This window comes from Enterococcus sp. DIV0210g (genome assembly GCF_050559705.1).
Taxonomy (GTDB): domain Bacteria; phylum Bacillota; class Bacilli; order Lactobacillales; family Enterococcaceae; genus Enterococcus_B; species Enterococcus_B faecalis_A.
Genome location: NZ_CP187903.1, coordinates 352,849 through 373,039, shown reverse-complemented (window position 1 = coordinate 373,039; position 20,191 = coordinate 352,849). Strand labels below are relative to the sequence as shown.

Here is a 20,191-nt window from a genome sequence, read left to right as displayed (position 1 = left end):
GAACATTGATAATCGAATTAATTAAAAAAATCACAAATAAAGCGTTTATAAAAAAATACAACAGTTATAAAAACAAAAAAGACAAGAAAAAGCGAATTTGCTTTTTCTTGTCTTTTTTTCCTAAATGCAATTATATCGAGAAAATAAGGAGAAAAACGAGTAGAAATACCCGATAACCTATGTCTATCAGCGAATAAAGACATCCTTTTTTTCTCTTCTTATTCTGCCTTTAATGTGTTTGAATAAACATATTTCTTCTCTAATCGTGTAAATGTTTCTTTCAAAATCGTCAAATCTTGTGTTGCTTTCAATAAGACGATACTACCTTGGATTTGCGAGATGATCATTCGTGCTTCATCTTGAGCTTCTTCAAAGTTCAAATACGCTTCTGAATCCAATTCAATCAATTTGGCAGCTAAAACATTGATCCATTCCGTCATGAAATCTTCCAAGACTTCACGGAACTCTTCGTCTTCCATCGATAGTTCAATAATCAGATTGCCGATTGGACAGCCATAATAGTGCGATTGACTATTATGAAATGAATAAAACCAATTCAGCATGTCTAAAAAATCTTTCTCTGGCTCAACACTTGGCGCTAAAATATCTGTAAACAATTCTGTACGCCATTCTTCGATATTTGCCTGGATCACAGCCAAACCAATACTTTTCTTCGAATCAAAATAATAATAAAGCTGACCTTTTCCTGCATCTGCATCAATTAAAATGTCTCGAATCGAAGTATTGTTGTATCCATTTTTGTATATCAATTCTCTGGCACTTTGCAATAACTTTTGTTTAGATCCCATGGTAGTAATCCCCCCTTTCATTGAGAAAAACTGAAAATGCTAGGGCGAGTATAACAAAACAAAAAATATACGTCAATATAGAGGTTATATGCAAGTCAAACTGCTCATAACCTCTACCGCTCATGCACACTTGTGAAGCGCTATTCAAAAAAATGCTTTGTCTATTCATACTAGCCAAAATCGTTGCGCTTCTAAATAACTATTGGGTATTTAAAATACCCAATAGTTCCCCAAAAATTTTTCAACACAAAAATTCTTTCTACTATATATTTCTAGACAAATCACGTTGATTGTCTATTTAGCAATGAAATGATTATAGTTTACTATCCAAAACTTGTTTCAAACGATCTTTTATTTGCACACCGACAAAACGGTCTGCAATAGCACCATCTTTCTTCACAAGCAATGTTGGAATACTCATCACACCGAATGCTTGTGCTAGTTCTGGTTGTTCATCTACGTTCACTTTCGCGATCGTTACTTCATTATTTGGATATTCTGAAGCTAAATCATCTAAAATCGGGCTTTGCATTTTACAAGGACCACACCATGATGCCCAGAAATCAATCAAAACTACGCCTTTATCTGTTTTTTCGTTAAAATTTTCTTTAGTCAATGTTTGGATCATTCTTTTTTCCTCCAATTTTTTCAGTAAATATGTAGCTCTGAGCGGCTCGTCTTTCATCGATCGGCCGCCCAGTCGAATAACTATTAATATAGAAGAAAAGTTTTCTTCAATCTATTATTTGCTTAATTTTTCAAGTGTTTCAGCTGTTGTCAATACTTCGTCTGCGATGAATCCAAAGTTTGTCAATGCTGCATTGTAAGCATCTTTACCAGGAGCGCCGATAGCATCTGTAGCAACAACTACTTTGAAGCCGTCTTCGACTAATTCACGCATATGTGAGTCAACACATAGGTTCGCATTCATACCAGCTAAAATCACAGTATCAATACCATTTTTTCTTAATTGTAATGCTAAGTCATTACTTTCTGGACCAAAGATTTTGTGTGGTGATGTGATGATTGTATTTTCATCTAACATTGGTTTGATTTCTTCGATGAAATCAGCACCTGATCCTTCAGCAACTTCACTGTATTGGTTTGGACGAGCAAACATACCTTGTTCGATCATCATTTTTTCGCCAGCACCGCCAAATTCCCATTTGTGGTCATGAGGATAGAAGTAATGTGGTGAGATAAATACTTTAAATCCACGTTCTTTTGCTTCTTTCAAAAGAGTAGTCAAGTTATCGATAGTGTTTACTTCTTCTAAAATGTCTTTTGTCAGACCATAGCCTCCACCAGCGGGTTTCAAGAATTCTACTTGAGGGTCAGTAACAACGATAGCTACATTTTTATTTTCAAACATTTTATATTCCTCCTTTTATTTACATACCGGTCGGTACAAAAAGAATATACCACGTTTTTCCAATAAGGTAAAATATGTTGCTCACCTTTTTAGAAAAAAATCTCAAATCCATTGTAAACGTTGATCCCTAGCACTAATAAGACAATCACTAAGTATGTGTTTCGAACAAAACCAGACGAAACATGGTCGCTGATTAATGCTCCCGAGACGCCTCCAATCACAGCTGCTGGAACAATAAACCAGAGCATCGACAAATCATAATTGGCTAATTCTCCAGATGTAGTGATTGCCAAGATCTTTGTGAGCTGTGAAAAGAAAATGACCGTGATAGAGTATGCAGCTGCTTCTTTGATGGGAACAGAAAACAGTAAAATCAGTAAAGCAAGATTCATCGGTCCTCCCCCGATGCCTAACAAACTCCCAATGAATCCTAGGATCAATCCGCTGATGACATACCAGCTGACGTTTTTCAAATGATAAGAAGGTTTGTTTTTTACTCCATAGATCAAAGACAACAGCAGCAAAATGAACATCGTGACGATTTGTAAAAGATTGACACTCTCAGCAGTCATGATGCCTAAGAGATACTCAAAGGCAGCATTCCCTAAATATCCTCCGACGATCGAGCCAAAAGAAAGCCATAGTGCCAAACTCCATTTGAATGTCGGACCGCTTTTAAGGTGAAAAGCGGTCGAGACCATAGCTGTAATAAAAACAGCAGTAGTTGAATAAAAAGAAATCTCTTCAATTGTATGCAGTTGGAAAAAGTCCAGCGCCGGTTTGATGATGACGCCGCCGCCCATCCCAGAAATAGATCCGAATGTATTGGCTAATAAGATGATCAGAAAATAAATAAAACCAGTTCGCATCAGCATTCCTCCTATTCGTGTATCGATTTAACGGCTTGCTTGATTTTTGTGTGTTCTATTTCTTGAAGGATTTGGTCGATTTTAGCAGTGTCATATTCATATTCCACTCCTAAAAAGATATATATTTTTGCTGACTGCTGTTCTGGGAATTTTTTACGTTGGATTGTCAGCACCAGATCATACTGCTCTCTTTTATCATACGCAGTAATTTCCAAATTCAATTTTTTAGAAAAGCGGCTTTCCATCAGTTTAAGTACTGCATGACCAACGGAACGTTCAAATGGAAGATCCAAACCAACTTTTATTTTTTCAGAATAGACCAGTTGGATATTGCTGATCAGTACGGAATAACGATAAAACAGATAAGGGATAAGATCTTCTTTTCCTGTAAGGCTAATTTGATATTGCTGTAAAATGATTCCTGTTTGCTGTACTAGTCTCTTGGCTCTGTCAGTTGCTTCTTTATTGATATACTCTTCAATCAATGTATGGAAACGTTCCGAGTTGAAGGCATGGAAAAACGTATCAAATGTAGAAAAACCTAATAATATTTGAAACAAAGAAATCTTACTTTCTGCTAACAATTCTGCATCGATCTCTCCTGGCACCATCTGCTCAATCTCACTGGAAAACAACTGGATGATATCCAAAAAAAGCGGCGGCATTTTTTCCAGCAGCTGTTCCGTAATTGTTTGGCTCGGTAAAATGAAATTCGCAAATAAAAATATCGCTAACAGCTTTCTTGAAGATTCGGTGCTTTTTTCCGCTAAAACAATCTCGTTTTCTTCAAAGAAAATCGATAATTTTTCAGCTTCGATCAATTCAAATTCTTCGCCTTCTCTTGTTTCTAAATAATATCCTTGCGCATCTCGGTGTGCATTGATAAAAACCCAAAGCTGGATTTTCAAAACAGAGAAATCTTCCAAAGATGTCCCAAATTTATCAATGATTTTTTCAGACAAATCTTTTGCCGGCGGAATCGAAAAATAATCTCGAATCATATAACAAGGCATAACTGCTGTAAATAAAGAATAAAAGAAATAACGGGTCTGCCTTTCTGAACCAATGAATTTACCGCTTTTGATGCCTAGATTTTTTGCATTCATCAGTTGATTCAGCTCTTTCGTTTTTCTAAACAAAGTTGCCCGGCTGATCAGCAGATTATCGATTGCATCATCTGCGGTGGTTTCCCCATTTAGAAATAGATAAAGAAGCAGCTGATATTTTTTTGATTGAGAATATAAAGGAAACAATAATTCAATAAGACTGATACTTCCATCTGAATCCAGCTCGATTTTTTCTTTCACCAAAGCCAATTTGATTTCTAAATTACTGTGATAAAAATCATCGATCAAACTAGAGACGGCCTCCTTGATCGTATTTCGATCTGCGCCAAGCTGTTGACTCGCTTGTGCAATCGTTGTTTTCCCACCACTCTGAATAATATATTTCAGCAAAGCTGCTTTTCGTCTTTCTGAGGCATCCAGCAAATCCAATAATTCCATTTTTTTCATCCCTTTATTTTTATTTGCTTATCACTAATTTAACAGGTAAACAAAAAAAGCGCTCTCTTTGTGCATTTTTTTCTTAAATATACAAGAAAAAGCCGACGGAAAATCGTATTTGCTGATTTTTCGCCGGCTTTATTTTTTTAGAAGCAAGATTATCTAAATCATTATTTGCGTTCGATAGTGACATCACCGGTAATCAAACCGCTGTCGCCGGATAGTCGTAAACTATAGTAGCTTTTATCAAAAGAAAATTTGATATTTTTATCTAAATAATGTTCTGCGCTCTTGTTGATCCAGACAGTGCCTAAGCTTGTTTCTAATGGAATATCGTAAGAAGAAGTGTCATATCCTGTTGACTCTTTGCCTAAAAGGATCAATTTGAAAACAAAGTCAAGACCACAACTATATCCTTTAGAACTAAAAATGCTGTCGCCATTTTCGTAATCTAAGAAAATTTTGTCCCCTTCAGCTAGTTTCTTTTCGATCATTTGTTTTGCATCTTCTGTAATTTCCAATTTCATTTGTCAGCACCCTTTCTTTACCGTTCGGTAGGTACACAATAACAAGATTTCTCATGATTGTAAATTATTTTGCTCATTTTCAATTAATTTCCATTTTTTTACAAAACTTTTCACTTCTACACATAGCCGAGGCCGCACTCTTTTTCTACCTAAAATAGGTAAAACGCTTGTTTACACTTCATTATTATTTAGTTTAACTCGCTTTCAGTCAATTTCATTTTTTCTCCACTTTCAAGAATAAGAGATATTTATTTTCGTTCGAAAGCGAGAAGAGAAGAAAGAATCATAACGATCAAATGGTTTTATTGTTATAATAGGTAAAAAGGAGGTTGATAATATGATTATCACAACGACAAACAGTATTGAGGGTCAAACAGTTACTGAATACAAAGGTATCGTGTTCGGTGAAGTCATCACTGGGATCAACATCATCAAAGATATTGGTGCAGGATTGCGTAACGTATTCGGCGGCCGCTCAAAAAATTATGAAGATGAATTGATGAAAGCTCGTAACGAAGCACTTGGCGAAATGGAAGAACGCGCTGCTGCTTTAGGTGCTACCGCAGTTATCGGTATGAAAATGGATTATGAAGTTTTAGGCAGTGACAACGGTATGCTGATGGTCACTTGCAGCGGTACAGCAGTTGTTACGCGATAAAAAGAAAAGCAGTCTTTGACACAATAAATGTATAATAGGAAGAAAACCGAAAAGCATATCTAACCTGCTTTTCGGTTTTCTTCCTATATATAAAAGTTATTTGTTGGTGATAGCTTTGCAATAGACCGACATTTTACGATCGAATCGGTCATTCGCTTCTCCGATTTTTTGATAGCCAAGCTTTTCATAAAAATCAACAAGCTGAGTTACGATATAGATTTTTTCAAATCCTTGTTTTTTCAATTCTTTTTCTGCGTAAGAAACAATTTTTTCACTGAGATTCTGTCCTCTAAAAGCTGGATCGACATAAACCGTAGCAATATACGGCTGATAATCGATGGTATCAACGATGTCATGTTTGACGATTGAGCAAAAGCCAGCCAATCGATCTTTTTCTTCTACTATAATAACAGCTTCCCAATCGGCAAATTTTCCTTGCCGCATATTTTTTGCTAGATAGTCCGCTGCTGCCCAATCTTTTTCAGCAATTTTTTCTGCATAGTCAAGCCAATTTGAAGAATCTTTTCTGAGTACTTCTATCTTCATTCTTCTTCCTCCTCTACGTATTCAAGCAAGTCTTTTGGTTGACAGTCTAATACTTTACATAACGCATTCAATGTCGAAAAACGTATTGCTTTTGCTTTTCCATTTTTTAAAATAGAGATATTTGCCATAGTGATACCGACTTTTTCAGACAATTCTGTGACACTCATCTTCCTTTTTGCCAGCATCAAATCGATATTAACCTTGATTGCCATTTTTTCACCGCCTAAACTGACAGATCATTTTCATTTTTGATAGATATCGCATTTCTTAAAAGTTTTTCGATCGTTGCTGCAAAAGCTCCTGCAACTAAAGGTATCATAGTTATCCCTAATCCTATCACCATGATCCCTGGTGCATCTTCTCCATCTGCGATTCGATAAGCCATTGGCAATATTCCTAACAATATCGGAAAAATAACCAAGATCGTGTTTTTGATTTTTCGTACGATTTTCAATGAATCATTAGAAAAAGCCAAATCTTTGTCAATCAATTTCAGCAAACGATATATTTGATACAATCCAAAGAATATCAGAAAACTTGTTATGTATAACGCTGCTCCGCAAAGTATTTTTTCTCCATATAAAGTTGTGTTTTCAGCAGAATTATTCAAACCCATTGCCAGCATAAAGTCAAAAAAAGCGACCATAGCTGCTAACAACCCTATTGCTGCTTTTAAAAAAAGTGTTGTTTGTTTCATCTTTTTATCTCTCCTCTCAAAAAAAATATAGCATACTTTTTATCGAAAAACGATAAAAAAATATCGAAATACAATATTTCTTTACTTTTTATTAAACACCTTCTTATTTTGCGAGACAAATTGATTGCCAAACTATACGAGTGTCAGTATACTAGGTACATAAATTAACTTACTTTTTGTAAGTGATAATCTTAGGAGGTACATAATGGACACACAAATTAGAGGAATTCACCACGTAACTGCAATGACATCAAGCGCTGAAAAAATCTACCGCTTTTTTACTGATATTTTAGGTTTACGTTTAATCAAAAAAACAGTTAACCAAGACGACATAGCTACTTATCATCTTTTCTTTACAGATGACACTGGTGCAGCTGGTACAGACATGACATTTTTTGACTTCCCAAATATCGTAAAAGGAACAAAAGGAACAAATTCGATTTCTCGTACGTCCTTCCGCGTTCCTAGTGACGCTGCTTTAGATTTCTGGGTTGAGCGTTTCGAAGAACACAATATCGAACATAGTCAAGTAATGGAACGTTTCGGCAAAAAATATTTGGAATTCGAAGACTTTGATGAACAACGTTATCAATTGATTTCAGATGAAAACAATACAGGCGTTGAAGCAGGTCTTCCTTGGAAAAATAGTAATGTTCCGGCAGAATTTTCATTATTAGGCTTAGGCCCAGTATTTGTTACCGTTGAAGATTTCGACCACATGAAACGTGTACTTGAAGATGTTTTAGGCTTTAAAGAAACTGATGCAGACGGCGCGTTCCACTTATTCGAAATTGCTGAAGGCGGAAATGGTGCAAGCATCATTGTTGAATTCAGAGATGATCTGCCCTATGCTCGAGAAGGATACGGAAACGTCCACCATCTTGCATTACGTGTAAAAGATCGCGAAGCTTTAGAAGAATGGGTCGATAAAATCAGCCAATTGCAATTCCCTAATTCTGGATTTGTTGAACGATTCTATTTTGAATCTGAATACTTCTTGGCAGCAAAACATGTACTATTTGAATTAGCAACTGACGGTCCTGGCTTCTTGCTAGATGAAACCTATGAAACAGCTGGGGAAAAATTATCTTTACCACCATTCTTAGAACCTAAACGTCAAGAAATCGAAGACTATGTACGTCCTTTCGATACTTCAGACGCCAACAAAAAACGTCAATAAAACCAATCGAATAATAAAAGTTGGACGGGAATTTTTCAATAGATTTCTGTCCAATTTTCTTATTCAGAACTACACAGAAATACTTTTTTTATTTTTATGTTAGGAGGACTTTTATGTTTCATTATCAAGCGGATCAATTAACTGATAAACAGCATTACAAATTTCTTACAGGCAGCGTGATTCCTCGCCCTATCGCTTGGATAACGACACAAAATAAAGAATCAGAAATCATCAATGCTGCGCCGTTCAGCTATTTTACTGTTATTTCTAAATTGCCTCCTTTGATCAGCGTATCAATCAATCGAAAAAACGGTGAATTAAAAGATACAGCTAGAAATCTTTTAGTTGCTAACGAAGCAGTGGTACACATCGTGGATGAACAATTGGTCAAACAAATGAATGAAACAGCTGCTTCGCTTTCCTCAGAAGAAAGTGAACTGCAATTGATTCCTGCAACACTTGCAAAAAGCAGCAGCGTAACTGTACCAGCAATCAAAGAAGCACTGATCCGCTTTGAAACTGTTCTCTATCAATATGTACCTATAAAAGATCCAGCTGGTACAATTATCAGCGATTTATTTATCTTAGAAATCAAAGAGTATTTTTTTGATGAAAAGGTCTTTGATCCAGAAAAAGAATATGTTTTACCAGAAAAATTAAAACCAGTATCACGTTTAGCTGGCAATTTTTATGGTACGTTAGGAAACACCTTTGAAGAGATTCGACCAAAATAACACTATCATTTAGGAGGCTATTATGAATTATTATTATGACGAAAAACCAAACAGCAGCAAAAACTTGCTTCTCCTTCACGGAACTGGCGGAGATGAATATTCTTTAGTTGATATTGCCCATTATCTAGATGACACTAGCCGCATTCTTTCTTTTCGAGGCAATATCCAAGAAAATGGAATGAACCGATACTTTAAACGTAATGGCTTAAACCAGTTCGATATTGAAAGTTTGGAAGAAGAAACCGATCTTCTTTATGAAGAAATCAAAAAAATCAGTGCTGAAAAAAACGTTCCTTTAGAAAGCTGGATCTTGGTCGGCTATTCTAATGGTGCGAATATTGGGGCTCACCTGCTTTTAGAACGCGAAACTGAATTAACAAAAGGAATTTTTTTCCATCCTATTTCTTTAGGTGTCCATACAAAAGAAACACTATTAAGTGATAAAAAAGTCTGGATTTCTTATGGAGAAAACGATCCAATCGTCAACCAGCCTGATTTTGAAGAATTGATTACTGCGTTTTATGAACGTGATGCTGACGTGACAGTTGCAAAAACACCAATGGGGCATCAAATCATTCAAGAAGAAGTAGATGCTGCCAAAGACTGGCTTAATGACCAAGACTAAGCAGACTTCCCTTGAAAAAGCGTTTTTCAGCTTTTTTAAGGGATTTTTTTGTATACAAAAAAGCACCTACCGATTGATTTCAGTAGATGCTTTTACAGAGAACTGCTTGCGTCCATCAGAAGGTTCACTCCTTAAGCCGATTTTTTAAGTTCTTGGACTGCTTGCTCGATTGTAACGCCTGTAGCAAAATGATTTGAATTGTTTTTGTTAAAAACGACAAACATATTCATTTTTGTATCCAGTGTTACTCGATATTCTAATTCTTTGTTATAGAATGTCATAGGGCATTCTCCTTTCTGTGTTTTCTTTTGAAAGGCAACGATAACGTTAATAACGAAATTCCATTTATTATTATAGCATGGCAGATAAATAATAGCTAATTAAGTGTTTTATAAGAAAAAAGGAACTGATCCATAACGGTCAGTTCCTTTTCGTTTTATTTACTATTGTTCGTTTACGCGTTCATGATCCACATAAATCCAAGGAAAATAAAGAATAAGATGTACATGATCGGCGAAACTTCTTTGCCGCGTTTTGCTGCTAACATCGTGATTGGATAAAAGATAAAACCAAGAGCAATCCCATCCGAAATACTATAGGTCAACGGCATCCCCAACAAAATCAAGAATGAAGGAATAGCTGTTTCCATTTCTTCCCATTTGATTTGTCGAAGTGATTGTGCCATCAAAACACCCACGATGATCAAAGCAGGCGCTGTTACTTGGGAAGTAACTACAGATAGCAAGGGTGAGAAGAATAATCCAAACAAGAAGAAAATCCCTGTCACAACAGCTGTCAAACCAGAACGACCGCCAACTGCGATCCCTGCTGATGATTCTACATATGCGCCTACTGGTGAAGTCCCAAGCAGTGAACCAGCCAACATTGCTGTTGAATCAGAAGCTAATGCGCGGCCAACCCGAGGCATTTTATTGTCTTCCATGAATCCAGCTTGGTTTGCCAAGCCTACTAACGTTCCTGCTGTATCAAAGAATGTAACTAGCAAGAATGTTAAAACGACTACCCACATCTGTACCGTATTGATATCCCCTAGATGATTCAATGCAACAAGGAATGTCGGTTTCATACTTGGTGCACTTGAAATGATCGTATCAGGCATTTCTATCAAACCTGTAACTAAACCTAACACTGTAGTTGCCGCCATGCTAATAAAGATACCGCCCGGCACACGACGCACCATCAAAATTGCTGTTACAACAAGTCCGAAAATCGTCAGCCAAGTAGTAGGAACACTCAATGAACCTATCCCTACTAATGTTGAATCATTTGCAACGATCAATCCGCCTTCACTCAAGCCAAGAAAAGCAATAAACAGACCAATACCGCCTGAAATCGCATGTTTAAGGTCTTCAGGAATCGCATTGATGATCATTTCACGTAATTTGAAAATCGTGATTACGATAAAAATCAGCGAAGCAACAAAAACTCCTGCTAATGCTGTTTGCCATGGAATCCCCATGCCGATACAAACAGAATAAGCAAAAAACGCATTGACACCTAATGCTGGCGCAGAAGCAATCGGATATTTTGCTAGCACACCCATTAAAATACAGCCTAGCGCACTTGATAATGCGGTTGCTGTGAAAACAGCACCTTCATCCATACCTGTGGCACCAAGAACTGTTGGATTTACAAATAAAATGTATGCCATTGAGATAAATGTCGTAAACCCAGCTAAGATTTCCCGATTGATCGTCGTGCCTAATTTTTCAATGTCGAAATAGGAAACCAATTTTTCCTTCATTTCTTTATCCTCCTAAAATCCGAACAATAAACCATTCGTCAAAATTCATCTTTTCATCAAGACAACGGAACTTATCATATAATAAATCTCAAAATAAGTAAATAACATACGGGGGAAATTTCCTATTTTATCTGACGTCTTCTTGTGTATTTTCATGGTAATCCTCACTAAAAGAAACTGTCAATAAAACTGTTTCTTCGCCCTTTATTCTGAAAATAAAAAATCATTTCAAAAAAACTTTTCTTATACATTCTTTTTTTAAAAACTTACCACAGCGTCTTAGTTCAAAAATAAGAACAAAACCTTTACTATTAAATAAACAATGTTTTTAAAACTACCAAAGAACGAACTAAAAGGAGGAAAAATCATGAGTTATTCACCTGGCGCGTTACTTGAAGCAGTCCAAAACAATCAAATCGAAACAGTACAGGCTATTTTAAAAACAGATTTTCCCATCGATGAAACCAATCATCGTGGAGAAACACCTTTGCTGGCAGCTGTGCATAACAATCAAATTTCTATTGCAAAAGAACTGATTGACAGCGGAGCAGATATCAATAAACAAGACCATATCAAAGACAGCCCTTACCTCTACGCGAGTGCTCAAGGCAAAAATGAGATCTTATCTTACATGTTGGAAAAAGGAACAGCTGACCAAACCGTTTATAATCGTTTTGGCGGAAACGCACTGATCCCAGCCGCAGAAAAAGGTCATTTAGATAATGTGAAATTACTTTTAGCAGACGGTTCAGTAGATATCGACCACCAAAATAATTACGGGTACACTGCATTGATCGAAACAGTTGCTTTGCGGGACGGCTCTCCTCTTTATCAAAAAATCGCAACTGAATTGCTAGCTGCTGGTGCAGATAAAGAACTCAGAGATAACGACGGGAAAACCGCTTTAGATTATGCAAAAGAATTAAATTATCCAGAAATGCAGAAACTGTTAGAAAACACTTAGTTCACAAGAAAAAAGCAGCGCCAGAAAGTCCACTAAAACTTCCTGCCGCTGCTTTATTTACATTTCGTTGAACAACTAATAACTGATCATTCTTTTAAAACAAGTTTCTTCTCTTCTAAATGATAAATTTCGTCCGCAGTTCGGCGAACAAAATAAGGATCGTGAGAAGTAAATACAACTGTACCCGGATAAGCCTGAATCAGCATTTCTAATGCTTCCATCGTCGGCAGATCAATAAAGTTCGTTGGTTCATCAAGAATCAAAACATTCGATGGTCTTACAAACAGCAGCGCGATTGAAATTCGCGTTGCTTCTCCTCCACTCAATACGTGCATCGATTTTAAAATCTCACTTTGAGAAAACCCCAGATTATTCAAAAGGCTGCGAACAACTTGCTCACTATACTCTGTTTGCTTCATCAGATAACTCAAAATGGTTTCTTCTGCTTTTATCTTATAATCCATTTGCTGATATGTCGCAAACACAACCTTAGGAGAAATAACGATTCCTTCACCATAAGACAAAATATGTTCAAGTAAACTTGATTTTCCAATACCATTTTCGCCGACGATTGCGATTTTCTTTTCCAAAGAAAATTGAAAATCTGCATTTTCCAGTAAGACTTTTTCTCCTTTTTGCAGAAAGACACTTTCTCCTCGGATAGGAAACTTATTGTGGATTTCCACTGAACGCGGTTTTGGAAAGTAAATCTTTGTTTCTTTTTCTATGCCAGAAACTTCCGTAAGCTGAGTCAATCGTTTTTCAATCGCTTTGGCTGTTTTTTGGACATTTTTTTGAACAGTATCTTTTTGTTTAGAGGAAGAAAGACGATCTGGACGAATATTTTGCTTCTTCTTTTTAGCGGAGACCTGAGCCATTTTTTCCGCTTGCTCTTTTTTCTTTTCTGCTGCTTGCTCTAAACGCCGCTTCTCTTTTACATACACAGCTTCTTTTCGTTCATTTTCCAGTTTTTCTAATGCGATCTGCTTTTTATAATCGTCGTAATTTCCAACAAATTCTCGCACTCGTCCATCTTTGACTTCCCATATCTTAGTCGCTAATTGGTTCAAAAAGTAGCGGTCATGACTAACAAAAAGAAGCGTACCATAATAATATCGTAATTCTTCTGCTAGTTTTTTGACGCTAGCTGCATCTAAATGGGTAGTTGGCTCATCCAGCAGCAAGCCTGTTTGATAAACCGATAATGTTTGGACCAAACGATATTTCGCTTCTTCACCACCGCTTAACGTGTCTTTGTCATTTTTAGGTACTTTTAGTTGTCCCATCAACTCCCAATCCAAAGAATCTGCTTGGTCCAGCTCGTCGATCTCAGCCACTTGTGAAAAATAGCTGAATTCTGTTTCTCTCTGGATTTTCCCTTGGCTAGGCTGGATTTTACCAGCAATCAGCTTGATCAATGTTGATTTTCCTTGTCCATTGCCGCCGATGATCCCGATTCGATCATTTTGATAAGCTGATAACTCTTGAATATCTAAAATATCTTTTGCACCAAAACTCATGGTGATGTTTTCTAATCTAACTGCTAATGTTTCCATATTTTCCGCTCCTTTACTTGCAAAAGCAAAAAGAGAGGTCAGATTTTTGTTATTTTAATCAAAAACAGGCTTACAAAAAACTGCATAAAGCAGCTTTCATAAGCCTGTTTTTATTAATTGATTTTACGAAAAAAGCCGACACTTATCCCTTGAAATCGCATATTACAAGACTTTTGAAAGTTTTATTTAATTACTTATTCAAAAGTTTCATACGTAATCTCATGGATGCAGTCATATCAGTTCTCCTTTTTCGTTATTTATTTTATCATATCATGACTTTTATCCGTTTTCAACATAAATCATGAATACGATTTTTTCAATTGCGTATTCATTGGTTTGATTTCACTTTTTTGGTAAAGAACACCAAAATTTTCCATATAAAAACGGTCACTAACTTTTTCTAACATATTTTTGATACCAGAAATAGCTTCCTTGGGTGTAGAACCTTGAACTATCCATAGCACTGGCACTTGATAAAGTGGTGCTTCTGGCGAAGAAATATCTTGCTGGAACAAATCAGTCAGGCGGTCAATAAATGTTTTCAACAGTCCTGTGACATCCCACCAATAAATCGGCGTACCAATCACCAAAAGATCCGCATGTGCGATAGTCTCTATTACTTGCTTAAACTCATCGTATTCACTGCTTTGTCCCAACTGATGGATTTGATAATCCACCAGATGCAGGGTCTCATATTCAAGTCCTTCCATTACTTTCGCTGCCCATTTCGTTGTGATACCTTCTTTGTTTGGACTCGCATTGAGGAAAATACATTTCACTGCTGTGCACCTCCGCTAAGCGTACTGCTCACGCTATACTTTTCGATAACGCCGCATCCCTACGATATTTATCATTGTGAAAACTACGATAAATAAAAACAATATCAACAAATCCAGCCAAATGTCTGCTAATCCTTGACCTTTCAAAATAACATTCGATAAAGCATCACCAGCGTATTTCAAAGGAAAGATATAGCTTATTTCTTTGACCCAATCTGCCATTGTTTCTAACGGGATAAGTCCTGAGAAAAAAATCTGCGGAACGACGATCACTGGAATAAATTGTACCATTTGAAATTCCGAATTTGCAAATGTCGATACAAAAATCCCCATTGACAACGCCACTAAAGCTAACAATATCGCAGTTACTAATACCCAGCCGATATTGCCTGCGATTTCTAGATCCAATACAAAAATAGAAAAAGCAACGATCAAGACTGTTTGAATGATTGCAAATAAACCATAACCTGCTAAATATCCGAAAATCACTTCACTACGTTTGATCGGTGTAGCCAAAAGCCGTTCTAATGTTCCTGAAGTACGCTCTTTCAACAAGGCGATTCCTGAAACTAAAAAAACAAAGAAAAAGATGAAGAAGCCAATCAAAATCGGAAAGATCTTATCAAAAAATGTGCTGTTTCCATCACCATAAATATAGCTGTTTTGTATAGAGTAATCCTTCATTGCCAGCGGCTGTCCAGAAGTTTGTGCTGCCTTTTGGACTTCTTTAGTGAGTGTCTCTATCTTTACTCCTGTTAAAGCACTGCGAAATAGATTTTTGATTTGTGCTGTTTTACTTGGATCGGCATTTTCATAAGTAATATGGAATGCGTCATCTTTTAAAGTGATAAATGCGTCCAGTTCATCATTTTTTACTGTTTTTTCTATGTCTTCCTCTTTAGTATAGGACTTGATTGAAACATCATCAGAAGGCAATGCTTTTTTGACTTCTGCAGGAACCGTTTGATCTACTCCGATACGCACATCAGTATTTCCATTTGCATCAAACACGATGTTCATCAATGTCAAAATAAACATTGGCGCAATCAGCATCAAAGCTAAGGTTCGCTTGTCTCGGATCAATTCATGGATAACTCGCTGACAAACAGCATTTAATCGAATCATTTTGCTGACACCTCCGCCTTCAAGAAGACTTCTTCAATGCTTTCAGCAGAAAACCGTTCCTTTAATTCAGCAGGTGTGCCAAATGCGAAAAGCTGCCCTTCGATAATCAACCCAACAAAGTCACATCGCTCGGCTTCATCCATAACATGTGTCGTCACAATGATTGCTTTTTGTTCCTCTGCCAGCGCGCGCAGCTGCTTCCAGATCTCGATCCGTAGGCTAGGATCAATCCCAACAGTAGGCTCATCTAATAAAATAAATTCCGGATTTGAAAGAAGTGTCACAGCCAAAGACAATCGCCGTTTCATGCCTCCAGAAAAGCTTTTTACAGGTTGATCCAAAAAATCAGTTAAATTGACTAGTTCAGTATGTTTTTGGATAGCTTCTGTTAATTCTTTTCCTTTCATTCCCATCAAATGACCAAAAAAAACTAGATTTTCTTTAGCAGTAAGCCTTTCGTAGAGCGCATCGCTTTGGCCCATAAATCCGATTTTTTCTAAGACTTTCCGATTTGGCATGGGTGTGCCGAAAACCTTCGTTGTACCTTGGTCCAGCTTTTCCATTCCTAACAAACATTTGATTGTGGTCGTTTTTCCTGAACCACTGGGACCTATCAGTCCTAAAATCGTTCCTTCCTTAATTTCCAAAGAAACATCTTTCAGCACTTCCCTTTTCCCAAAAGATTTATGCGCATGTTGGATCGATGCAATATGCTGCGCCATTTTCCCACTCCCTTTGAAACTGTTTTGCTGTGCCTAAACCTATCAGGCGAACAAAACACTTTATTTAAATATACTATGGTTAGGCATAAGTATACCACAGAGAGCGGTTTCTCTAGCAGGAAGTACTTTTTGGGGAACTGTAAAAAGAGTTCAAATTTAATGTATTTTCTATCAGCTAAACTTGAAGTCAGTTACGCGCTTTATAGGTCCAAAAAAAGAGTTCAGCCTAATCCCGTCGCCTCCTCCTTTTGGCTTTCCGCCGCAGTTTCTGCATACGCCATCAATTGCTGATGAAAATTTTCAAGCAGCTGCTCCATTTGTTTTACTTTTTCTTCTAGTTGCTGATACTGTTCTAAATAAACACGAAAAGTCTCTTCTTGTGTGATTTGTTGATTCATTGAATTTATCCGGCGTGTTGCTTCTTGGATCTGCAAAGCTGCTTGCTGATAGATTTTCGCTTGTTCTTTAAGTTGTTCTGGTGTAAGTATGTTTTCACTTGCCATCGTTTTTTGCTCCTTTTTATTTTTAAATAAAACTATTACTGATTATTCCCAGTCAGAGCCACAATATCATTTGTTTTTTATAAAAATAGATTTAGTAGCCTATTCGTTTTATAAGTAGCAAAAACGTTACATAAATAAATACTGGATGCTTTCTAAAATTACTTTAGAAAACATCCAGTGTTTATTCGTGATTATCCAGAACAATATCGAACTCGATTCCGTATCTTTTTTCAATAAAACGGATCAGTTCAACATTCATTTTGTAATGATTTTTTGCCTCCAAAGATTTGAAGACTTGGAGTCCTTGCTTGATTTTTTCATTTCCTTTCGTGTTTCTTCTCAAACATTCCCAGATGCCGTTGATGATCAGCTTTAAACTCTTTTCGAAAAACATCTCTTCGCTCAAAGGATAGTTATTCATTTTTTCTAAGTATTTCCAGGCACTATTCAAGTTATGCATTTGTATAAAGTGGATGACTGCATTTGCCAACATTCGAAATCCTTCACTTTTCCCTTCGCCGGTTCCTCTATAATGACCGATTCCTCTGACTGCTTTTTCTAAAACAGATTCCAAAAATTCGGCATGGAAGGCATACATACAATTGTTGAAAAGGACTAATTCATAACGTGTCCATGTCTGGGCATTGATCAAGTAAGAATAAATTTCTGTACAAGTCACATTGAATTTTTTATTTTCCAGTTTTGCGATCAATAAATCACATAAACTAGCCATATGTACTCTTTTGGTTTGCTGTTCTGCTATTTCAATCGTCTGTTCAGAACAAAACGCTTGGATTCTTTTCAGTTCGTCGATATCTTTCGCAAAAAAAGCTTGTTTGATTTCTTTCATTATTTGATTGATCCAATTGACATTTTCAGGATAGTCAAACGTTTTGAGTTCATCATAATAGAGATTTACTTTTTGGAGCAAATAGGTCAGATTGCCGATACTGGTATCAGACTGTTCTTTTACAAAACGATGGTAGGTCGTGCGGCTGATTTTTTCTCCGCAGATTTGCTTGATCGTTAATCCTTTTTGTTTCCTTACATGGTCGATGGTTTCGCCAATATACATTTGTCATCTCCTTTGCGCTAAGCAAAATTTTTATTAAGTTATAATAATTATTCATGATAACTTAGTAAAAATCAAGCTCTTTCAAAAAGCCTAGCTGCACGGATTTTTTTCAAAAAAGAAAAAAAGAAATGATTTTCAGCGTATCTTGTTTATGAAAAGAGAAAACAGGCTCTGCTGTATGCAAAACCTGCTTACCTATTCCTTATTTTTTATTTTCCGCGGAAATGATCAGCATCATCGGACGTCTGAATTCATCTTTCATTCCTGGCAGATCCAGCATACTCTCTGGTGGTGCCGGCTCTACGACATGTATCAATCGAAAGCCGTTGCAAAGCAAACTCTCTAAGTAAGTGGTCAAGGTGCTATGATATTTCACTATTTGTTTATCGAGAAAATCCGCTGTTCTTTCTCCTTCATAGAAATAGTTATCTACTGGGAAAAATCGAATATTCCCTTCTTTATCATACGCCCAATTTTGAGAGCCTTGTGCTGTAAAAATCGGATGTTCTACTGAAAAAATCAGCTGCCCATCTGGCTTCAAATAGCGCTGGATTTTCTTGACGATTTCTTCAAAAGATTCCAGATAATGAAAAGCAAGCGAACTGATAACGACATCAAATTGATTTTCTTCAAAAGACGCATCTTCTATCGATTCATGAAGATACGAAACGTTCTCAAACTTAGTCTTCTCTCTGGCAACAGCCAGCATTTTTTCGGAAATATCGACACCTACTACTTTCTCTGCGCCATTTTCAGCTGCGTAAATGCAGTGCCAGCCATAACCACAGCCCAAGTCGAGTACCTGTTTGCCCTTAAAATCAGGAAGCAGCTGCTGCAGCGTTTGCCATTCTCCAGCACCTTCTAAACCTTGCTTGCTTCGTGTCATTTGGCTGTAACTTTCAAAAAAATCTTCGTTGTCATAAATCGGCTTTTTCATAAAGTTTTCTCCTTGTTTTACCAACGTTTTATTCTAAAAAACGATTCTGAGAGAGTTAATCTTTCATGGGCTTATTATACCCTTTTTCACCGAACGGCTGCAGTTTTTCAAGCCACAATTTCTTCAACTTTTTCAATTCGTCTTTCATATTCGTGACATCATCAGTTTTCTTTTCCCATAAAACCTCAAAAGAAAAAGCAGCTTCTCCATATTGATTCCACTCTTTTTGCAGTTCGCTGTTGACGAAGAAGTTTTCATTCAAATTCAATTTGTAGTAATTCCAACGATTTTTCGTATTAGGAACAGTTTCGATAAAGATTTTTCCATTTTCATTATTTTTTATCTGGATCACGCCGTAATAAGTCGGCATTTCTCTGTAAGCTTGTAGCAGCTCTCTTTTTCGTTTGATATCCATTTTATTTCTCCTTTACGTTTCGCGCCAATAAGAACGTCCATCTACCGTGCGGCTAAGAAAACCGTAGTCAACCAGATATCTTCTAAGCAGGACATAATCCAAATAGATACTGCTTAGGATCTCATCCGTTTCTTTTGCTGTATAATGTCTGTCTTTTTCAAATTCTTCAATGATTCGATTCAATACAGTAATGACTTTCTTTTGTCCTCTTGGCAATTGCTTTAAGACAACTTTTCCTTGCGAAAAATCAAAATATTTTCGAATCGCTATATCATATTCTTCTTCTGTGATAAAGAAACGTTCATCGACTTTATTCATTTTATCGGGCACGGCTAATAGATTCTCTGAAGAACTTTTAGAAGCAAAAACCTGCTGATACATCGCCATATAAAATTTTGCTTGTTTGTATTTTTCTCTAAATGTAAATTTCTGATGCCGAACAGTTGAGGGAGTGATCCCCATTTCTTCTGCGATTTCTTTGTCTTTTTTTCCTTGGAGAAATGCTTCAAGCAATTTTTTCTGTACTTCTGTCAACGTGTTATATTTAGTGTCTGCATGAATCAGCTGATAGCCATTCCCTTGATGAATTTCTTGGATATGTTCCTTTATCTGTTTTTCAGGATTTTCGCCTTCATCTACAAAATTTTGTCCACAATAATTACAGACAAAACTATTTTTTTGTTTTTGATAACCTTTTTCTATTTGCTGTAATGTCCATTCAGAAATATTCATAGCCGCCCTCCTTGTTTATTAAAATTATAAACAGTTTATAAATTTTGTCAACAAAAAAACTGATGCAAAATTCTGCATCAGTCGTTTAGTTGTTTT

At 36.5% G+C, this 20,191-nt stretch carries 25 protein-coding genes; 5 read left to right on the top strand and 20 right to left on the bottom strand.

Features of this window, described 5'->3' with window-relative positions; translation table 11 throughout:
- Positions 1-218: 218 nt before the first annotated feature.
- The 6 genes from IGI64_RS01845 to IGI64_RS01820 all read right to left on the bottom strand — a co-directional run bounded on the left by IGI64_RS01845 (position 219) and on the right by IGI64_RS01820 (position 5,082).
- Positions 219-809, bottom strand: a complete 591-nt coding sequence (locus IGI64_RS01845) for a TetR/AcrR family transcriptional regulator (RefSeq protein ID WP_034862872.1) — start codon at positions 807-809, stop codon at positions 219-221.
- A gap of 313 nt (positions 810-1,122) precedes the next feature.
- Positions 1,123-1,437: a thioredoxin gene (trxA, locus tag IGI64_RS01840; RefSeq protein WP_429939297.1), complete on the bottom strand. Its 315-nt coding sequence runs from the start codon at positions 1,435-1,437 to the stop codon at positions 1,123-1,125.
- A 114-nt stretch (positions 1,438-1,551) separates the two neighbouring features.
- A complete protein-coding gene (locus IGI64_RS01835) occupies positions 1,552-2,181 on the bottom strand; it encodes a cysteine hydrolase (RefSeq protein ID WP_016625111.1) in 630 nt (209 codons plus the stop codon).
- An 89-nt stretch (positions 2,182-2,270) separates the two neighbouring features.
- The gene (locus IGI64_RS01830; RefSeq protein ID WP_429939296.1) at positions 2,271-3,050 is read right to left on the bottom strand and encodes a sulfite exporter TauE/SafE family protein; all 780 of its coding nucleotides are present in this window, start codon (positions 3,048-3,050) and stop codon (positions 2,271-2,273) included.
- 11 nt (positions 3,051-3,061) lie between these two features.
- Positions 3,062-4,555, bottom strand: a complete 1,494-nt coding sequence (locus IGI64_RS01825) for a helix-turn-helix domain-containing protein (protein ID WP_429939294.1) — start codon at positions 4,553-4,555, stop codon at positions 3,062-3,064.
- 170 nt (positions 4,556-4,725) lie between these two features.
- Positions 4,726-5,082, bottom strand: a complete 357-nt coding sequence (locus IGI64_RS01820; RefSeq protein ID WP_016625114.1) for an iron-sulfur cluster biosynthesis family protein — start codon at positions 5,080-5,082, stop codon at positions 4,726-4,728.
- Positions 5,083-5,419: 337 nt separating this feature from the next.
- Here IGI64_RS01820 and IGI64_RS01815 point away from each other — a divergent pair, with 337 nt between their 5' ends.
- Positions 5,420-5,740 carry a putative heavy metal-binding protein gene (locus tag IGI64_RS01815; protein WP_429939293.1) on the top strand — a complete coding sequence of 107 codons (321 nt, stop codon included), beginning with the start codon at positions 5,420-5,422 and terminating at the stop codon, positions 5,738-5,740.
- A gap of 96 nt (positions 5,741-5,836) precedes the next feature.
- Here the strand turns inward: IGI64_RS01815 and IGI64_RS01810 are convergent, their stop codons facing one another.
- Genes IGI64_RS01810 through IGI64_RS01800 form a run of 3 tightly spaced genes read right to left on the bottom strand, consistent with a single transcriptional unit; the run spans position 5,837 to position 6,983 of the window.
- Complete coding sequence (locus IGI64_RS01810; RefSeq protein WP_429939291.1) at positions 5,837-6,286, bottom strand: GNAT family N-acetyltransferase; 450 nt, start codon at positions 6,284-6,286, stop codon at positions 5,837-5,839.
- The gene (locus tag IGI64_RS01805; RefSeq protein WP_016625117.1) at positions 6,283-6,498 is read right to left on the bottom strand and encodes a helix-turn-helix domain-containing protein; all 216 of its coding nucleotides are present in this window, start codon (positions 6,496-6,498) and stop codon (positions 6,283-6,285) included. Before IGI64_RS01805 ends, IGI64_RS01810 begins: the two co-directional genes overlap by 4 nt.
- Before the next feature lie 11 nt (positions 6,499-6,509).
- Positions 6,510-6,983, bottom strand: coding sequence for a DUF2975 domain-containing protein (locus tag IGI64_RS01800; protein ID WP_430596470.1), 474 nt, complete (start codon positions 6,981-6,983; stop codon positions 6,510-6,512).
- Between the two features lie 205 nt (positions 6,984-7,188).
- Between IGI64_RS01800 and IGI64_RS01795 the strand changes: the two genes are divergently transcribed.
- The 3 genes from IGI64_RS01795 to IGI64_RS01785 all read left to right on the top strand — a co-directional run bounded on the left by IGI64_RS01795 (position 7,189) and on the right by IGI64_RS01785 (position 9,522).
- Positions 7,189-8,163 carry a ring-cleaving dioxygenase gene (locus IGI64_RS01795; RefSeq protein WP_429939289.1) on the top strand — a complete coding sequence of 325 codons (975 nt, stop codon included), beginning with the start codon at positions 7,189-7,191 and terminating at the stop codon, positions 8,161-8,163.
- Between the two features lie 113 nt (positions 8,164-8,276).
- Positions 8,277-8,897 carry a flavin reductase family protein gene (locus IGI64_RS01790; RefSeq protein WP_429939288.1) on the top strand — a complete coding sequence of 207 codons (621 nt, stop codon included), beginning with the start codon at positions 8,277-8,279 and terminating at the stop codon, positions 8,895-8,897.
- A 22-nt stretch (positions 8,898-8,919) separates the two neighbouring features.
- The gene (locus IGI64_RS01785) at positions 8,920-9,522 is read left to right on the top strand and encodes an alpha/beta hydrolase (RefSeq protein WP_016625121.1); all 603 of its coding nucleotides are present in this window, start codon (positions 8,920-8,922) and stop codon (positions 9,520-9,522) included.
- A gap of 131 nt (positions 9,523-9,653) precedes the next feature.
- On the opposite strand, the gene IGI64_RS01780 is transcribed toward IGI64_RS01785, so the two are convergent.
- Positions 9,654-9,803: a hypothetical protein gene (locus IGI64_RS01780; RefSeq protein ID WP_429939287.1), complete on the bottom strand. Its 150-nt coding sequence runs from the start codon at positions 9,801-9,803 to the stop codon at positions 9,654-9,656.
- 173 nt (positions 9,804-9,976) lie between these two features.
- Entirely contained in the window at positions 9,977-11,287 is a 1,311-nt protein-coding gene (locus tag IGI64_RS01775; RefSeq protein ID WP_429939286.1) for an NCS2 family permease, read from the bottom strand.
- Positions 11,288-11,609: 322 nt separating this feature from the next.
- Here IGI64_RS01775 and IGI64_RS01770 point away from each other — a divergent pair, with 322 nt between their 5' ends.
- On the top strand, positions 11,610-12,251 hold the full coding sequence (locus tag IGI64_RS01770; RefSeq protein WP_429939285.1) for an ankyrin repeat domain-containing protein: 642 nt from the start codon (positions 11,610-11,612) through the stop codon (positions 12,249-12,251).
- Between the two features lie 86 nt (positions 12,252-12,337).
- Here IGI64_RS01770 and abc-f read toward each other — a convergent pair whose 3' ends face one another.
- From abc-f to IGI64_RS01725, 9 genes are all read right to left on the bottom strand, one after another.
- Positions 12,338-13,807, bottom strand: coding sequence for a ribosomal protection-like ABC-F family protein (abc-f, locus tag IGI64_RS01765; RefSeq protein ID WP_429939284.1), 1,470 nt, complete (start codon positions 13,805-13,807; stop codon positions 12,338-12,340).
- Between the two features lie 299 nt (positions 13,808-14,106).
- On the bottom strand, positions 14,107-14,586 hold the full coding sequence (locus IGI64_RS01760) for a flavodoxin family protein (RefSeq protein ID WP_429939283.1): 480 nt from the start codon (positions 14,584-14,586) through the stop codon (positions 14,107-14,109).
- Between the two features lie 33 nt (positions 14,587-14,619).
- Positions 14,620-15,711: an ABC transporter permease gene (locus tag IGI64_RS01755; RefSeq protein WP_429939282.1), complete on the bottom strand. Its 1,092-nt coding sequence runs from the start codon at positions 15,709-15,711 to the stop codon at positions 14,620-14,622.
- Positions 15,708-16,433 (bottom strand): ABC transporter ATP-binding protein, encoded by a 726-nt coding sequence (locus IGI64_RS01750; RefSeq protein ID WP_429939281.1) that lies wholly within the window; start codon positions 16,431-16,433, stop codon positions 15,708-15,710. Before IGI64_RS01750 ends, IGI64_RS01755 begins: the two co-directional genes overlap by 4 nt.
- Positions 16,434-16,654: 221 nt before the next feature.
- Entirely contained in the window at positions 16,655-16,936 is a 282-nt protein-coding gene (locus IGI64_RS01745) for a WXG100 family type VII secretion target (protein ID WP_429939279.1), read from the bottom strand.
- Positions 16,937-17,117: 181 nt separating this feature from the next.
- A complete protein-coding gene (locus tag IGI64_RS01740) occupies positions 17,118-18,011 on the bottom strand; it encodes an Rgg/GadR/MutR family transcriptional regulator (RefSeq protein WP_429939278.1) in 894 nt (297 codons plus the stop codon).
- Positions 18,012-18,213: 202 nt separating this feature from the next.
- The gene (locus IGI64_RS01735) at positions 18,214-18,948 is read right to left on the bottom strand and encodes a class I SAM-dependent methyltransferase (protein WP_429939277.1); all 735 of its coding nucleotides are present in this window, start codon (positions 18,946-18,948) and stop codon (positions 18,214-18,216) included.
- A gap of 55 nt (positions 18,949-19,003) precedes the next feature.
- Positions 19,004-19,363, bottom strand: a complete 360-nt coding sequence (locus tag IGI64_RS01730; RefSeq protein WP_429939276.1) for a GIY-YIG nuclease family protein — start codon at positions 19,361-19,363, stop codon at positions 19,004-19,006.
- A 12-nt stretch (positions 19,364-19,375) separates the two neighbouring features.
- The gene (locus tag IGI64_RS01725) at positions 19,376-20,095 is read right to left on the bottom strand and encodes a DUF2087 domain-containing protein (protein WP_429939274.1); all 720 of its coding nucleotides are present in this window, start codon (positions 20,093-20,095) and stop codon (positions 19,376-19,378) included.
- Positions 20,096-20,191: the final 96 nt, after the last annotated feature.

Bases quoted from the DNA above. Each gene is read 5' to 3' on its own strand.
- IGI64_RS01845 (WP_034862872.1), bottom strand. From the start codon at position 809: ATGGGATCTAAACAAAAGTTATTGCAAAGTGCCAGAGAATTGATATAC.
- trxA (WP_429939297.1), bottom strand. From the start codon at position 1,437: ATGATCCAAACATTGACTAAAGAAAATTTTAACGAAAAAACAGATAAA.
- IGI64_RS01835 (WP_016625111.1), bottom strand. From the start codon at position 2,181: ATGTTTGAAAATAAAAATGTAGCTATCGTTGTTACTGACCCTCAAGTA.
- IGI64_RS01830 (WP_429939296.1), bottom strand. From the start codon at position 3,050: ATGCGAACTGGTTTTATTTATTTTCTGATCATCTTATTAGCCAATACA.
- IGI64_RS01825 (WP_429939294.1), bottom strand. From the start codon at position 4,555: ATGGAATTATTGGATTTGCTGGATGCCTCAGAAAGACGAAAAGCAGCT.
- IGI64_RS01820 (WP_016625114.1), bottom strand. From the start codon at position 5,082: ATGAAATTGGAAATTACAGAAGATGCAAAACAAATGATCGAAAAGAAA.
- IGI64_RS01815 (WP_429939293.1), top strand. From the start codon at position 5,420: ATGATTATCACAACGACAAACAGTATTGAGGGTCAAACAGTTACTGAA.
- IGI64_RS01810 (WP_429939291.1), bottom strand. From the start codon at position 6,286: ATGAAGATAGAAGTACTCAGAAAAGATTCTTCAAATTGGCTTGACTAT.
- IGI64_RS01805 (WP_016625117.1), bottom strand. From the start codon at position 6,498: ATGGCAATCAAGGTTAATATCGATTTGATGCTGGCAAAAAGGAAGATG.
- IGI64_RS01800 (WP_430596470.1), bottom strand. From the start codon at position 6,983: ATGAAACAAACAACACTTTTTTTAAAAGCAGCAATAGGGTTGTTAGCA.
- IGI64_RS01795 (WP_429939289.1), top strand. From the start codon at position 7,189: ATGGACACACAAATTAGAGGAATTCACCACGTAACTGCAATGACATCA.
- IGI64_RS01790 (WP_429939288.1), top strand. From the start codon at position 8,277: ATGTTTCATTATCAAGCGGATCAATTAACTGATAAACAGCATTACAAA.
- IGI64_RS01785 (WP_016625121.1), top strand. From the start codon at position 8,920: ATGAATTATTATTATGACGAAAAACCAAACAGCAGCAAAAACTTGCTT.
- IGI64_RS01780 (WP_429939287.1), bottom strand. From the start codon at position 9,803: ATGACATTCTATAACAAAGAATTAGAATATCGAGTAACACTGGATACA.
- IGI64_RS01775 (WP_429939286.1), bottom strand. From the start codon at position 11,287: ATGAAGGAAAAATTGGTTTCCTATTTCGACATTGAAAAATTAGGCACG.
- IGI64_RS01770 (WP_429939285.1), top strand. From the start codon at position 11,610: ATGTTTTTAAAACTACCAAAGAACGAACTAAAAGGAGGAAAAATCATG.
- abc-f (WP_429939284.1), bottom strand. From the start codon at position 13,807: ATGGAAACATTAGCAGTTAGATTAGAAAACATCACCATGAGTTTTGGT.
- IGI64_RS01755 (WP_429939282.1), bottom strand. From the start codon at position 15,711: ATGATTCGATTAAATGCTGTTTGTCAGCGAGTTATCCATGAATTGATC.
- IGI64_RS01750 (WP_429939281.1), bottom strand. From the start codon at position 16,433: ATGGCGCAGCATATTGCATCGATCCAACATGCGCATAAATCTTTTGGG.
- IGI64_RS01745 (WP_429939279.1), bottom strand. From the start codon at position 16,936: ATGGCAAGTGAAAACATACTTACACCAGAACAACTTAAAGAACAAGCG.
- IGI64_RS01740 (WP_429939278.1), bottom strand. From the start codon at position 18,011: ATGTATATTGGCGAAACCATCGACCATGTAAGGAAACAAAAAGGATTA.
- IGI64_RS01735 (WP_429939277.1), bottom strand. From the start codon at position 18,948: ATGAAAAAGCCGATTTATGACAACGAAGATTTTTTTGAAAGTTACAGC.
- IGI64_RS01730 (WP_429939276.1), bottom strand. From the start codon at position 19,363: ATGGATATCAAACGAAAAAGAGAGCTGCTACAAGCTTACAGAGAAATG.
- IGI64_RS01725 (WP_429939274.1), bottom strand. From the start codon at position 20,095: ATGAATATTTCTGAATGGACATTACAGCAAATAGAAAAAGGTTATCAA.